Genomic DNA, 14648 nt, shown 5'->3' with positions numbered 1-14648 from the left:
GGTGACGTGGCTGCTGCCGTCCAGTGCGGCACATCGCGCTTCATTCCGAGAATTATAGAGAAAGAATGGCGAAATCATATGCTTTCCTATATTTAGAAAAAAGCTCCCCATCTTGCCACGGCGAACGAATTCGCCGCGGCAAGATGGAAAGCTTCTCGCACTGCCTCATTGCTGCTTGAGCGTGTGGGCAATACACTATTTTTTTAATGCATGGAGCTGTTTAGCAAGGCGGTAGAACGTATCCTCGTCACCTGCTGCAAGCGCTTTGTCAATTGCCGTATAAATTTGATTGGTTTGAAACTTCAATACTGCGTCATCCAATACAAATTCCGCAGCCAAACCGAGCATAGCTTCATACGTTACTTTCATTTTGTCCATAGGATACACCTCCACACCGGCGTTAAGAGATCCTATATTCTACTCCCTTTGTCACATAGCTCTCCATCGTCTTTCGCATGCGCAGCAAATCGTCATCTGTCAATTCTCTTACGACTTTGGCTGGTGAACCGATAGATAGAGTATAGGATGGTATTTTTTTGTTCTCTGTAACAATCGAACCGGCTCCTATTAAAGCATATTCACCAATGTCTGCGCCGTTAAGTACGATTGCCCCCATTCCAATTAATGTGCCTTTGCCTACGGTACAGCCGTGTATAATAGCTGCATGTCCAATAGAAACTTCATCTGCGAGTAGCAAAGGTTGGTTCACATTCACATGACCGACAACCCCGTCTTGAATGTTACAGCTGTGACCAATGCGGATCGGTGCCAAGTCTCCGCGCAGAACCGCATTGAACCAAACCGTGCTATTGTATCCGATTGCCACGTCACCGATTATTTTCACACCATCTGCTATGTATACGTCTTGATGAATAGTTGGCTGAATGCCTTTGTATGGAATCAACATCTGTCTTCACTCCCTTTGTAAGTTTCAATAAGCTAGTCTTGGTAGTTCTAACTATTACTCTAGCTTATATGCAACGATACTCCAAGAGCCTGCCTCCAAGTCAGTGCAGCCTTACCGACTCCAATTCTTCTAATCCTAAACCGGATACGATCGAGCGGCCTGCTTTAGTCATCCGGACAACTGCTCCGTTTACCTGATGCTCTCCGAGTCTAAGTAAACCAAGATGAACCATCATAGCAAGAATTCGCTGTTCTAGAATCGTATTCGCATCATCATAGAAGTAGGGCTTGATATACGGTACAAGCACCTTCCTGAGCGAATCTACCGTAACCCATTCTACGGTTAGTGCATTGATCCAATGAACTAAAGACAATAGATGTGTAATCGGTCCCTTGTACAGCTTCAGCCAGAAGCGGTAGATTTGTTCGGCCTCGCCAAGCGGCTTGCTTCGCATTCGTTCCTCGCCGAGCCCCGTAACAATGAGCTGTGTTTGGTCCTCTTTTATATAGTTTGCGAAATAGCAGTAATCGTACAGAAACGAGAATCGGTTCGGATAATGATTGAAATGCCTGCCATAGCCGAATCGCCATGCGCCCTTGGACGGTAGTTCCTCCTGAACGCCGAACTTATCCAGCATTTGCAGGGTGAACCGTTTGTACATGGAACCGTCAGCGGTCAACTGGACCTCGTTATGGTACATATAATGAAGCAAATGTGTAATATCGTCTTGAACGAGCATTTGCTCATCACGGTAAACGGAAGGTTCTTCCGAATAATGCAGGTCTGCTGCAAATCTCCTCGCCAGCGTGTCTCGGAATCTTGCTTTTAGATCATTGGGCACTTGGAACAAATATCTGCTTGGTCCGCTGAAGCCGTTGAACAGCCAGCCCTGCTGCTTAAATTTTACAATCATTTCGCGCGGGCTTAGCGGCTTTGCTTCCTCTATTTTCTTTTTCCTCGATCGCTTTTCTGTTGCTTTCGGATCTGGCTTTGGAATTACAGTCTCCTCTCCGAATCGGCTCTGCTGCACGCGTGCGAGCAAGTCTTCCAAACTGAACGAATTTCGCGCTTCGAACAGCAAAGAGTTCAAAAATCTTAAATCCTCCAGCTGCATGCTGCTTATTTGCGCTTCAAAGACATCATTTCGACTTACGGTAGAGAGAATAGACTGAATCAAATCGTTTTTTGAATGGCCGTTGCACTCGCATCGATAAACGTCAGCTATGCTGCTAAGCTGCTTTATGTCGGCATAACCTAGCATATCCGATAAATTCATGGCTCTCACCTTTCTGCAGGAACCTTCACTATGAGGCTCGTGTTCCGAATCGTAAGCGTATTGTGTGTGGTTTCAGCGTCTGTTACATACATTATGGGAAAAAAAAGTTTGTTTTATAACCTACTTTCGTAATAGTTTGCACAAAAAAAAGCATTCTCCTATTTCGATCAAGGAAAATGCTCTTTTAAGATAAAATGCCTGACGACGTCCTTATTAAGGACGCCATCGTTTCTGCGAAACATATAGAGAACGTATGAGCAAACTTATATACGTTCTATAATTCAAGTAAAGCTATTCATTCAGATGAATCGTACAATTATAGAGCTGTGGATGCCAGCTGTCAGCTCTACGCTCCAAGATCGAATAAGATAGGTTAGATATATATTGATCCTCCAGATCTGAACAAACTTCAGCCAGTAATTGCGCCAGGAAACTGCCGTGCGAGACCAATAGCAGGTTCCGATCAGGAAACGCTTCAGTCCACTCAGCTATTGCACTTAAACCACGAGCTCTAACGTCCTCATTGGATTCAACACCATTCGCTGCATCCCGCCAGTTAACGCCCCATCGTTCATGACGCTCCTGCTCCTTCGTACCTTCTGCTTCACCGAAAAAACGTTCTCTCAGACGGGGATCACTATCAAGTAATGGTAGGCCAAGCTTCTCAGCAATAATCTGTGCAGTGGCTCGTGCTCTCTGCAGATCACTCGAAATAACAGCATCCCATATGCGAGCCTCTCCACTTAATCGACTAGCTAAAGCTTTCGCCTGTGAAACGCCAACTTCATTCAGAGGAATATCGGTTTGGCCTTGTATTCTACCTTCTTCATTCCAACTCGTTTTGCCATGACGAACCAATCCGATTAACAAACATCATTCAGTCCCTTCGAAACAATAAAAATAGATACAAGAAAAAGCTCCCTTAGGAGCTGAAAGCAAGTCAGCGCTAGTTTCGAGTCCGTGATAACCAATTCAAAATCAATAAAGTCATAATCAAGCCGAGCAGGGCTAGCGCGACATAATATTGAGGGAATGCAGGCATAACCTTTAATACGAATGGGTCACTTATGCTCGCTACAGGTACTTCAGCATAAAAGCCAGCGGTTACAATACTGTCTCCTGAGGCATTCACCGTATCCATCAAGCCGCTTAGTTCCGCAATCTCCGCTTGAGAAGCGCCACCTGGGTTGTCAAAAACGAAAACAAAAAATGCACATGCAAACATTGCCATACAGGCTGCAATGACCAACGCAATATTGCGGCGAAATGATTTGGAGAAGTTGTAGCTCTTGGCTGGAACAGGCATGAGCCACGATTCTTCCGCATAGATGCGATCCATGACATTACGATTCACGTGTTCGATCGGTCCGAGTATTTCCTCGTCCTCCGATAGAATACGAATCATCTCCTCGCTCTCTTCCCATAGCCTAAACTGCTCCGTACAAGATTTACACTGCTGCATATGAGCGTCTATTGCTATTCGTGTCTCATCATGCTCAGATAAATCCCAATACTCGCCGAATTTGTCTTGCGCATCGTTGCAATTCATCGCGTATTCATCCCTTCAAATTCTTCCATCAGCGGCGATTGACCGAAATAAGGTTCCAGCTGCGATTTCACGCTTGCTCTGGCCCGGAAAAGCAGTGATTTAACAGAACTGACCGTTTGTCCCAATATGTTAGCGATCTCTTGATAGTCCAATTGGTCATATTCCCTAAGAATAAGAGCTGAGCGTTGCTTCTCAGGCAGGTTATTAATCGCTTCGCGCACCATTTCCATTCGTTCTTTCCTCAGCACCTGCTGCTCAGGCACTGCATCGAGCGCTGCTACAGGCTCGAATCCAGATTCATCCAGCGATACATTGGCCGACTTCTGCTTGCGAAGCTCACTTAATACAGTATTGCGGGCAATCGTGTATAGCCACGTCGAAAAAGAAGCATCCAGTTCGCGGAAAGAATGGAGGCTGCGGTAAGCTTTATAAAAGGTTTCGGAGCACAGATCTTCGGCCAACAGCTCCAGCTTAGCGCTCTTAAGCATGTGATAAATAAAAGCTAATATTTTACGTTGATAGCGCCGCATAAGCTCGGAGTACAGCTCGACATTGCCATCCTTAATCTCACGTATTAACTGGGAATCAGTCATGACAGGCGAACCTCCTCCACCTGCGGATTATTCCCGGGCCGCTCTACTACATTGTACCGAGCCGGGAACGAAAAGTTGCGGTCTTTATCATAAACAATTCAAAAATACGAGTATACATATTATTCGTGTTGCACGGGCAAATTCCTGCCTCATTCGACAAAAGGGTAAATTACAATATTTTAACAATTGAAATAGGGCGATAGTTAGCAAGATGACATCATCGTCATGTACTCATGATAAGCCTTGTTTTTACAGTCAATAGAAGTGGGGTTAACTAAAGAACATTATTGCGAGGTTGATCTTTATATTCCAGTTTCCAGAAAAAAGCATCTGATTCCATACAATCGGGGGAATAAATTATACGACGGGACACCATATTCATTTGAAATATTCATTTTAAAATACAACAAAATAAAATCGTAATTTTCTGAAGAAAATCACAAATGACCGAAGACGAGAAATGGCGGCACAGATGTGAATTCTGTGTCGCCATTTCTTACACTTAGAACATGCTTGCTTTGCTCGTATCCGGACACCACCGCGCTGTACGATAATAACGAAGGAGCACTTCTACTGCCTCCTCCGTTCGCAAATAGGTCAGTGCTTCAAAGGCATATGCTCGCACATACCGATCTTTGCTGTCGAGCGCAGTAGTTAGAGCCGCTATGACTTCTGCTGCTGCCCCGTATTTTCCAGTTCGAAGCAACGACAATGCAGCGCTATACCCTACCTTATTCGCAATATAGCCCTGGTGCGGCCAGTAATCGTTTTGTTGCAACAGTTGCTCCTCCGATAGTGCCCTAACTAACGTTTGAACTGTCGCTGAAACCGCACCAGTCGAAGTCGAATGGATGAAACCAAGTGCTTCAACTGCCTGCCTCTGGACCTGTATGTTCTCATCAGAGAGCGCAATAATAAGTGCCTGCTCAACCTGTTCCTTCGGACTGCCAATCATACCAAGCGCAAAACATGCCAATGAGCGTTTTTCACTGTCTGGATGGTCTAGCAGCTTTATTAACCCTGTTACCGCTCTCTGCCCTGCTGAGATACAGCCATATGCGGCTCTTAGCGATGCTGAAGCTGATCCTTGACTTAGAATAGCTAATAATTCTCGCAGCCCCGCTTCACCCAATCTCGCTAATGTATAAGCAGCATTCAAGGCTGTATTTTCCAAATCTCCCTCAACCAATCCTGCTAACCGCACAGATTCATGATGATCATCCACCTTCGGATCAAGTGGTTCAGTGCGTTCGGCCAACCCGCCATTCAGCCAGTCCCAAACATCCAACCATATCGGGAGAAGGGTTTCGTCCGCTTGACCTGTGGCAACTTGAAAGGTCTTGTTCTCGCAATTCCACGTCGGCGCTGTCGGTGCTTCCAGTCTCGCAAATTGGAATTTCAACATAAAGCGGTCCTGACTGGATGTGTTGAGCGAGGCCTTATGCCATAGGTCAAAATGAACGAGTACCATAGTGCCAGCCGGACCTGTTGGCAATAGGAAAGGCTTATCATCACCTGGATAACTTTCGTTGTACTGTGAGCCAGGCATGATCACTGTAGGCCCAAGTTCTTCCGTGACGTCCTGAGTATAATAGAAAATCATTGCCCACCAAGGCCTATGGCTTCTCATCGCACTCCAATAGCCGTCTTTATGCCATAAGCCTCCTCCCGGATTCTGATTCGCAGGCTGATTATAGTGGCAATGCCGATGAGGATGCATATAGTAGTCTGGGCCGAGAATGCCCGTCAATGCCCCTCGGACAACCGGTGTTTCAAAAAAAGAACGGATCTCTGGTACTCGGGGTAAAATGTTGTTTCCTGGGTTTCCCTCTTCCATTAGAACTGTATGAATTTGATCCATTACCTTCTGATGAAGCTCATTTGGCAGCTCGTTCTGCAGAATCAAATACCCTTCTCTAATAAATTGTATCATTTGTTCGTCAGTCATTAATTTAAGATTCTGTTGCATATCGATCGCTCCTTATATATCTTATAACTACAGCATTAACTGTATAGGAGCCGCATCGTAATGTATTTAGATAGGTGTCTTCTTTTTGCACAATCGTAGGTTTTCTTCATTACGGATTAGGGGGATTATACGTTGACCTTATCAAGCTTTCATCCCTATGTTTATTACGCCACGCGATACCCTTTCGCCAAAGGACAATCGAGCTTTCCTAGAATATGCTACGCCAGTTCCATCTACTTAATTAGTGAAGGTACCGGGCTATTAATAACACTCGGGAAAACGTATGTGATGGAACCAGGATGCCTCGTCTATATCCCTGCTGGACAGCTTCATGAATGGTTAGCAGATAGTGAGCAACCGATGGTCCATATTTGCTGTTATTTTGATTGGTCATATGTCGAGAGAAGCTCAATCTCCGATTGGGCTGCGCCGATTTGCTATCAATTCGAGCAACTCATCACCGATCTGGTTGGTCCAGCTTTCCCCTATCCAATTCCAGAGGTTCTCACGGTAGATTCCATGCGTCCATGGATTGATCATTTTCAAAGCTTCTATAAAATTGGCGAATATACGAACAGAAAAACATTTTTGCGGAGTTTGACCACGCAGAGGAATTTCCAAGACTTTATCGAATATTTTCTTCACAACGTGTTGAAAGTAGATTATATTCCAGATCCTCGAATCGGGCGACTGCTGGTACAAATGGAACAAAATATTTTAAGCGGAGTCGAATATCCACCCTCCCATTATTATAAAAACCTGCATATCAGCCGAGGGCATTTTTTTGAATTGTTCAAACAAACAACAGGATACTCACCCGTCCAGTATATGAACCGTTTCCGTATTGGCCGGGCAATGGAAGATCTTCTGCATACCCAGATATCCATTACAGACATAGCCGAAAAATACCATTTCAGCTCCGTACACTACTTCTCTAGACTCTTTCGCAAGCAAACCGGGCAATCACCGCGGGAATATCGCTTGACTGAGCAGTTCAAATCGAAAGCATAACCGCCGAGGGATTAAGGAATTAAAATGTAAATATACACCAAACAGGCAGCCTCCTAAATGATAGGAAACTGCCTGTAGTTTATCCTTTAAATAATGCTGTCGATTTGACCGTACGGCGAAATTTCACGAAGCTGACTGAGCGCCAAACCGTTATATAGCTTACCATTACAATACTCGATAGAACAGCAAGCGTACTCTGATCCACGGAATGAATCTGAGGGATTAAGATGATGCGGAGCATGAATAAAACAGTTAACAATGCAAATATAAGCCAAGTTGATTGAATAAAGGTATCTCCGTTTTCTCGTTTAACAAAGTTTGTTGTTGCAATCAATGGAAGCGAAATGACGAATCCAATCATGATCGAGATAAACAATTGTTTGCTGCTGACATACAATTCCGGGTCAAGCAATTGGAGCAAGGAAGTCGATATGTAGGCGATTGGCAGCAATAATCTAATACCAGATTTCTTTATTGGCTTGCGCATGCCACGCGACAAGCCTAACAGAATAAGAATAAAGATGGCTAAAGAGATACTGATCGATTCGATCGGATTCATAACTACCAACACTTCCTTTGTCATTTATGAATCAAGTATCTCCTATCCAGTCTTTTGGAAGTAGTGAAGGAAGTAACCCTCTTCAGATGACAAAAGTCATGAAATCGCAACTCACTAATCTTTCCATACTCTCCAAGGCGAATGTCCAGTGGACCAGAGTTCATCCAAATACTTCTTATCCCGCACCGTATCCATGCAAGCCCAGAATCCATCATGCCGATACGCCATGAGCTCACCATTCTCTGCCAATCGGGTTAATACGTCATTCTCCAGCACCTCTTCATCCCTGCTCAAATAATCGAGCATGCCAGGCTCAAATACAAAAAAACCGCCGTTGATCCAACTGTCCGTATCCAGTTTTTCCTTAAACTTAACAACCTGCTCTCCGTCCAGATCGACCGTACCGAACCTTGCTTTTGGACGGACAATGGACACCGTTGCGAGTTTTCCGTGTGACTTGTGGAATGCCATCAGCTTAGCCAAATCGATGTCGCTTACCCCGTCACCATACGTCACCATAAAGGTATCGCTGCGCAAATGATCACGCAGCCGATAAAGCCTTCCGCCCGTCATGCTATGCAATCCCGTATCAATTAAATGGACGAGCCAATCTCTTTTTCTGTGCTCCGTAATTTCAACAGCAGACCTTGACATATCAATTGAGAAATCGTTCTGCAAGCTATTATAGTTTAGAAAAAACTGTTTAATGACCTCGGATTTATATCCCAGTGCAATGATGAACTGCTTGAATCCATAAGCATGATAACCATTCATAATATGGCATAAAATAGGCATGCCGCCGATCTCAACCATCGGTTTCGGCTTGACGATGGTTTCTTCGCCCAGACGCGTGCCGAAACCGCCTGCGAACAGAACAACTTTAGTCAACAGGAATCACACCTCTCGTCTGCTTTATTTGCCAGCACCACTAGTTGTCTGGAGATCCGGGGCGATACTCTCCAATAGCAGCGTTAGGCAATCTCGTTCTGCAATTTGCATGTGCTGGACGATTGCTCTCATCTTGGGAATGAGCTTCTTTCTTCCTGTCGTTTCATAGAGCATCATGCACGTTTTCAGCAATGTTGCATCTTTTTTCAACTTTTCCACATCGCTAACAACGGCTTCACTCTCTAGCAAATGCATATTTAAGAGCATCATGCTTAATTCGTATAGCACGGTTTTATGCTCTTCTAGAATACAGAACGGCAGTATGTTCAACCTTGTATCGTCTTTCTCCATCCAATTGAAATAATGCAAGAAGGAATCATAGATTTTAATACCGCAAATAGACTGGTCAAAAAAAGGGTCATTCGTATATTTGGCAAAGGTCGGCAAAGAATGAAGGTATTCGAATATTAGCTCCTCGACATATGGCAAACTCAGATTATAGGCTGCTTCGACAGGTGTAAATATACAGGAATAATCGGCATACGTATGGCCTCTCGTATCGAATGCAACAATAGCGGTCTTTAAATCTGTGAGCGGTATCACGAATTTCTCCAGCTTCCTTGCGCCTCTATACGAATAATCTAGAAATAAAATAGACGTACCTTCCTCATGCTCTTCATAGCCATACACGAGTATATTGTTAGGCATATACTCGTTGTAATAGGCCGTATGATGAATAAGATAGTAAGCTTCGACAAATAGATACAAATATGAACCGTTATCAAGCGTTTCTTTTATATACGAATCCAGATCATAGCTTTGCAGCTCAGAGAGAGACAGCGTTTGTTTACTCAAAAACGGCGACTCCTCGCCTACGATCAAAAAGTCAAGCCAATGCCAATTGGCATTCGGATCACTTATAATATCGTGAGGAGAGAAAATCTGGAGATAATGGCTAAGTATCCATTGATTCTGCGCAGGCAAATTTTCCATCATAGCTAATATAAAGGCATGATGCTTGTAAGCCTTGACTAGCGGATCACGAATAGGTAAAACAACCGACATCTTACACCGACTCCCCTCTTCTACCGATAATGACAAGCGCGTCTGTCGTTGGATATTTAAATCCATAATTAGCGGTTATTAGCTGACGATCTGTCGTATACTCTACTACCTGCAAGCCAGGTGGGAGATGCCGTTCAATATGCGTAACTAACGCGTTCGTTGAATACCGCCAAATAAGCCCATCCATCGTAGAATTCGCCATATAGGCTTCATCTGACGATTCCTGCTCCCCTTTCAACCACGTTACCGGATCAAGAATAATGATTTTCCCATCATCACGAATCAGTCTTTCACACTCGGCGAACGTTTTTTTGGTGCTGCGAACATGGTGAAAGCACCTGGCAAACAGAATGTAATCGAAGCTCTTGTCAGGCAATCCGGTTTTTTCAATGCCCGAGTGAAGATAGCTTTCAAAGCGTTTTTTCTTTTTTCCATATTGTAGTGCATGAAGATTGGTATCCAAATTCGTAAAACGGATGTCTCTTTTTCTTTTCGAGAAATAAACATTCAAAATACCCGTTCCACAGCCAACCTGCAGCACATCACCCTTAATCTCGGCAGGGAACAGCTTATATACCCTGCTATGCAAAGGGAAATTCACGAATACAATCATAATTTCATAAAGAATAGGATATTTCTCGCTTAGTTGAACAAATTTACTTTTGTAGAACGGGTTTGCTTTTAAGTTTTTTTTGAAATCAAGTTTGACCACGTAATAGATCGGAAATAACATCACAAAAAAAATTGCGTACGACATCTTCACAAATCCAACTGCAAGAGGATGATAAGTGACTCGCATGAACAGACCGCCTTCTGTGCTTGGCATCGTTATTCCGTTAAAAAATATCTTCCATCTATAATCCTTTTATTCGTTGTCATGCTTCTAACTGATCTGAACTGTTCCCACGCTGTTAATACAACAACTGCATCACATTCTTCGAGCAGATCCTGCAATTGTTCAGCATACGCTATAGGTAGATTGAAGCTTTCATGAAACCGCAGATTAGCCATAGGATCAAAGGCTACAATGTTGTGGTAGCCGCTCGCGAGCAGCCTCTCAATAATATCTCGAGAGGCGCTTCCCCGTACGTCATCACTCTCGGGTTTGAATGCTAAGCCCAGAATGCCCAGCCTCTCATTTTTTGACACCGATTGTTCTACCTTAGCAACGATGAAGCTTTTCACCTTATCATTAACATGAACCACTTCTTTCAGCAGTGTCGGCATATAGCCCTGCTCTTCTGCTGTATGGATGAGTGAGCTAACATCCTTGGGAAGACAATACCCGCCAAATCCGGAGCCTGGATACACATAGCTTGTCATGGGTGCAGGACTTCCCGTCCACCGCTTGTCTTGCTTTAGGATATGAAAAGCTTGCTTCAGGTCAATATGCTCAAATGTGCTTCCTAACATGGACATTTCGTTTGCGAAGCTGATCATCGTGGCCAACAGGCTGTTCGACATGTACTTAATAAACTCAGCATTAGTAAAGGACACCTTGTAGATGGGAGCTGAGAAATGAGCATATAGCTTCTCCAATACGAGACTGCTCTGACCATTGCTAACTCCAACTACGATTCGGTCTGGCTCTATGAAGTCGATCCATGCCATACCTTCTCTTAGAAACTCTGGATTATTGGCAAGGCCTATGTCTTTGCCGATTCTCTTTCCTCTGCTCTTTATTAAAGGAATGATATGATTCTCGGTCGTACCCGGAGGAACTGTAGATTTGATTACAAAAGTTTTGTAAGCTGAATCCTCCGTATAGTTGATCGACTCGTCGATCGCCTGCAAGAGCGGATTCAACTCTGTTCTTCCCTCTTGATCATTCGGCGTGCCAATGCAAAAAAAGATGAGCTCAGCGTTTATTATCGCTTGCTTCATATTTTCAGCAATAATAAAGGTGTTACCCATATGCTCTTTTAGCTTCTCGTTTAAATGCGGTTCGTAGAAAGGTACTTGACCGTCGTGCAGCTCTGCTCGCCTCAGCGGATTAGAATCGTAGCCATACACTTTTTGACCTGTTTTATCGGCCAGACCTAGAGCTGTAGTCAGTCCTACAAAACCTAAACCGATTACAGCGATCATGTAGGCACGCTCTCTTCCTTCAAATACTGTAAATAGCGTCTTACGCCCTCCTCCACCCTGATGGATGGCTCGAAACCGATGAGCTGCTTCGCTTTGGATAAATCCGGACAGCGCCTAAGCGGACTGTCTGTCAAATAATCGCCGTCTTCCGATTCTGCAAAGGTACATTGACCTGTGTAGCCCCAAATCTCTTTTCCTGCCTGCACGTATATGTCCACCAGCTCTTTAATTGACAGCTCTGGATTATCCATTCCGATGTTGAAGTAATCAAACTCGTGATGAACGAGCACTCGCAAATAACCGACGATAGCATCTGCAATATAGCAGAAGGTTCTTGTAGGCGTGCCATCTGAATAAATAACAATATCCTTGTTATGAATAATCGCATTCGCAAGATCCGCAGGCAGACGCTTATCGTCCAGCTTCATGCCAGGACCGTAATTGTTAAATGGACGGACGATACGTATCGGCATGCCATATTGACTGGCATATACATAACATAAAGTCTCTCCCATCCGTTTGGATTCGTCATAGCAGGCTCGCGGACCGATTGTCGATACATTGCCACGGTAATGCTCAGGTGTTGGAATAAAGGCTGGAAGCGGATCTCCATACACCTCACTGCTTGAGAAAAATAATAGCCCTGATAGCGGCTTATCACGATAGCCGTCTAATATTTGCTTCAATCCCCAAACATTAGCTTCCATCGTTTCTACTGGATATTGTCGATAATACGTTGGAGATGCGATAGACGCCATATGGATGAAATAATCCGCTTGTTGAAAAATAGGTACATTGCTAAAGGAATCCCTTGCAATATCAAAGGCATGCAGCTGTACATATTCGTGCTTATTAGCTAACTCCTCCAGCCATGCTGGCTTCCCTAACAAAAAGTGATCGACAAGCACCAATTGCTTCACCTGCATGCCATGTTGACCTAAAGAAATAAAGTAGTTCGTTAAATAGAAACCGAGAAAACCCGCGCATCCCGTAATAACGATCGTTTTGTCTGCAAATAAATGATGGCTTGGGAATTGCTCGTACAAATAGGTCATATCCTTCTCAAACGTAGAACGACTGCTCATTTCCGCATCCTCCTCTTTAAAGCACCTTTATCTAGCTGCTTGCGCTCGTATACTGCTTCAAAGCATACTTCCATAACAGTCTAACCAGGATAAGAAATATAAACGGTGCTGCAATACCCCAAACCATCTGCAGCTTGCTTAAACCATTCAATAGAAACAAAGGCGAGTAATTCGTTAGCAGAAACACCGGTATAAGGAAGGTTCCCGCCCGCTGCACCAACTTGTTATAAATGGTCATCGGCATCTGATTGAAATCGAAAAGCGCGTTGGAAATATCGTTAATGCCATTTGTTTTGACCGTCCAGAACGCCAATAATTGAGGAAGTAGAAACAAGCTATAGGTCAAGATAACGCCGAGAATCAAATAACCGATATAACCCGCCAGATTCGATAGGTTCACCGGAATGCCCGATTGATTCCATCCAATGACGACGACGATGATTCCACCAATAATGTTAGGAACCGCGAATGAAATATCGATACTTTTCATTGTCGTAATGAATTGGAGGGATATAGGTTTCGTAATATATGTATCGAGATCGCCAGTTCTAATAAGCTCGGGCAAATTCACAAAGTTAAAAAACAGCAGCGCAGAGTATATGCCGGACATAATAATAAAGGTTCCAACAAATAGCATGACATTATAAGGCGTGAGTCCGTTGATATTCTCACCGACTCTGAATACGACATACACATAAGAGAGTTTAATGACAATGAAGCCCAGCTCCACCATCACGCCGAATATAAAATTTATGCGATACTCCATTAAAGCGATGAGGCTGTTTTTAAAAAATAGGGAGTAAATAAGAGCATATCTTTTTGTACCTTTCCAGAGCTGCGACACCAGCTTAACCTCCCACAGACTCGAATCGTTGCATGCCTTTGTACCACAAGAACTTTGAACATATAAAAAGCAATAAAATCCAACCTAGCTGAAGCATCATGCCGTTAGCTATCTCAGCCCATGGCAGCTTTCCATTAAGCACATTTATTGGGAAAAAAATAATGTATTTGAACGGCAAAAAATCCAGAACCTTATTAATACCCTGACCGAACATATCGAGCGGAAAGATGCCGCCGCTCGCAACACTGCTTAGCAGAGTGAACGTATAGAAAATTCCCCATACCTCGACGAACCAGAATGAAAAGGTGCTCAAGCAATAAAAAATAAAAAAGTTCATTACAATTGACAAGGCTACAGCAACAAAAAAAACTGCGATTCTCAGAAGCGCAACCTCGACATCTAGCTGCAGCACCCATTTAACAACCACCAGAATCAGAACTAGAATAAACGTTACAATGATGATTTGCGGTATTTTCCCGCCAAGAAAACTCGAAATTCGATATTGGAAATACCCAATTGGCTGTACGATGAATTTACTAAGCTGACCGGTTCTTACATCATTGGATACATCATATTCGAAACCAGCTGCGACTAATTTCGAGAGCAGAGCCGCACATATCGTATAAAAAATAATTTGATCGAATTGATAGCCAAGCACCTCAGACTCGCTGTTCCCTCTGAATATAGTAGACCAAAGAAAGTATTGAATGAGAATTGGAAAGATGGTGCTAAGCAGTGTTAATAGGAAGTTGACACGATACTCCAATGCGTTCAGCAAACCTAACGTAAACACTTTTGCATATTTGTTCATTGG

The 14648-nt window shown here is 43.7% G+C and carries 16 protein-coding genes; 1 reads left to right on the top strand and 15 read right to left on the bottom strand.

Going from position 1 to position 14648, the window contains the following annotated elements; all coding sequences use genetic code 11:
* Positions 1 to 195 precede the first annotated feature (195 nt).
* The 7 genes from FGT79_RS01225 to FGT79_RS01195 form a co-directional block, all read right to left on the bottom strand.
* Positions 196 to 378: an IDEAL domain-containing protein gene (locus FGT79_RS01225; RefSeq protein ID WP_138750969.1), complete on the bottom strand. Its 183-nt coding sequence runs from the start codon at positions 376 to 378 to the stop codon at positions 196 to 198.
* 22 nt (positions 379 to 400) lie between these two features.
* Positions 401 to 907: a gamma carbonic anhydrase family protein gene (locus FGT79_RS01220; RefSeq protein ID WP_138750968.1), complete on the bottom strand. Its 507-nt coding sequence runs from the start codon at positions 905 to 907 to the stop codon at positions 401 to 403.
* Between the two features lie 100 nt (positions 908 to 1007).
* Entirely contained in the window at positions 1008 to 2183 is a 1176-nt protein-coding gene (locus FGT79_RS01215; RefSeq protein ID WP_138750967.1) for a hypothetical protein, read from the bottom strand.
* A gap of 291 nt (positions 2184 to 2474) precedes the next feature.
* The gene (locus FGT79_RS01210; RefSeq protein ID WP_138750966.1) at positions 2475 to 3053 is read right to left on the bottom strand and encodes a histidine phosphatase family protein; all 579 of its coding nucleotides are present in this window, start codon (positions 3051 to 3053) and stop codon (positions 2475 to 2477) included.
* Positions 3054 to 3129: 76 nt separating this feature from the next.
* Positions 3130 to 3732 carry an anti-sigma factor family protein gene (locus FGT79_RS01205; RefSeq protein ID WP_138750965.1) on the bottom strand — a complete coding sequence of 201 codons (603 nt, stop codon included), beginning with the start codon at positions 3730 to 3732 and terminating at the stop codon, positions 3130 to 3132.
* The gene (locus FGT79_RS01200) at positions 3729 to 4325 is read right to left on the bottom strand and encodes an RNA polymerase sigma factor (RefSeq protein WP_138750964.1); all 597 of its coding nucleotides are present in this window, start codon (positions 4323 to 4325) and stop codon (positions 3729 to 3731) included. The genes FGT79_RS01205 and FGT79_RS01200 overlap by 4 nt, the downstream gene beginning before the upstream one ends.
* A gap of 502 nt (positions 4326 to 4827) precedes the next feature.
* Entirely contained in the window at positions 4828 to 6294 is a 1467-nt protein-coding gene (locus FGT79_RS01195) for a HEAT repeat domain-containing protein (protein ID WP_138750963.1), read from the bottom strand.
* Positions 6295 to 6426: 132 nt separating this feature from the next.
* On the opposite strand from FGT79_RS01195, the gene FGT79_RS01190 reads away from it, so the two are divergent.
* Positions 6427 to 7305, top strand: a complete 879-nt coding sequence (locus FGT79_RS01190) for an AraC family transcriptional regulator (protein ID WP_138750962.1) — start codon at positions 6427 to 6429, stop codon at positions 7303 to 7305.
* 79 nt (positions 7306 to 7384) lie between these two features.
* Here the strand turns inward: FGT79_RS01190 and FGT79_RS01185 are convergent, their stop codons facing one another.
* The 8 genes from FGT79_RS01185 to FGT79_RS01150 all read right to left on the bottom strand — a co-directional run bounded on the left by FGT79_RS01185 (position 7385) and on the right by FGT79_RS01150 (position 14645).
* Positions 7385 to 7888 (bottom strand): CcdC protein domain-containing protein, encoded by a 504-nt coding sequence (locus tag FGT79_RS01185; RefSeq protein WP_246096081.1) that lies wholly within the window; start codon positions 7886 to 7888, stop codon positions 7385 to 7387.
* Positions 7889 to 7978: 90 nt separating this feature from the next.
* Entirely contained in the window at positions 7979 to 8752 is a 774-nt protein-coding gene (rfbF, locus tag FGT79_RS01180; RefSeq protein ID WP_138750961.1) for a glucose-1-phosphate cytidylyltransferase, read from the bottom strand.
* Positions 8753 to 8776: 24 nt separating this feature from the next.
* Positions 8777 to 9817, bottom strand: a complete 1041-nt coding sequence (locus FGT79_RS01175; protein WP_138750960.1) for a hypothetical protein — start codon at positions 9815 to 9817, stop codon at positions 8777 to 8779.
* A gap of 1 nt (position 9818) precedes the next feature.
* Positions 9819 to 10616, bottom strand: a complete 798-nt coding sequence (locus FGT79_RS01170; RefSeq protein WP_171056034.1) for a class I SAM-dependent methyltransferase — start codon at positions 10614 to 10616, stop codon at positions 9819 to 9821.
* A 29-nt stretch (positions 10617 to 10645) separates the two neighbouring features.
* Positions 10646 to 11905: a nucleotide sugar dehydrogenase gene (locus FGT79_RS01165; protein WP_138750958.1), complete on the bottom strand. Its 1260-nt coding sequence runs from the start codon at positions 11903 to 11905 to the stop codon at positions 10646 to 10648.
* On the bottom strand, positions 11902 to 12990 hold the full coding sequence (locus FGT79_RS01160; protein ID WP_212758491.1) for an NAD-dependent epimerase/dehydratase family protein: 1089 nt from the start codon (positions 12988 to 12990) through the stop codon (positions 11902 to 11904). The genes FGT79_RS01165 and FGT79_RS01160 overlap by 4 nt, the downstream gene beginning before the upstream one ends.
* A 31-nt stretch (positions 12991 to 13021) precedes the next feature.
* On the bottom strand, positions 13022 to 13834 hold the full coding sequence (locus FGT79_RS01155) for an ABC transporter permease (protein ID WP_138750957.1): 813 nt from the start codon (positions 13832 to 13834) through the stop codon (positions 13022 to 13024).
* A 4-nt stretch (positions 13835 to 13838) separates the two neighbouring features.
* Complete coding sequence (locus FGT79_RS01150) at positions 13839 to 14645, bottom strand: ABC transporter permease (protein ID WP_138750956.1); 807 nt, start codon at positions 14643 to 14645, stop codon at positions 13839 to 13841.
* Positions 14646 to 14648 lie beyond the last annotated feature (3 nt).

It is taken from the genome of Paenibacillus sinopodophylli, from assembly GCF_005930355.1.
Taxonomy (GTDB): Bacteria; Bacillota; Bacilli; order Paenibacillales; family Paenibacillaceae; genus Pristimantibacillus; species Pristimantibacillus sinopodophylli.
Note: the sequence above shows the minus strand (reverse complement) of the source record. Positions and strands in the feature narration are given on the sequence as shown.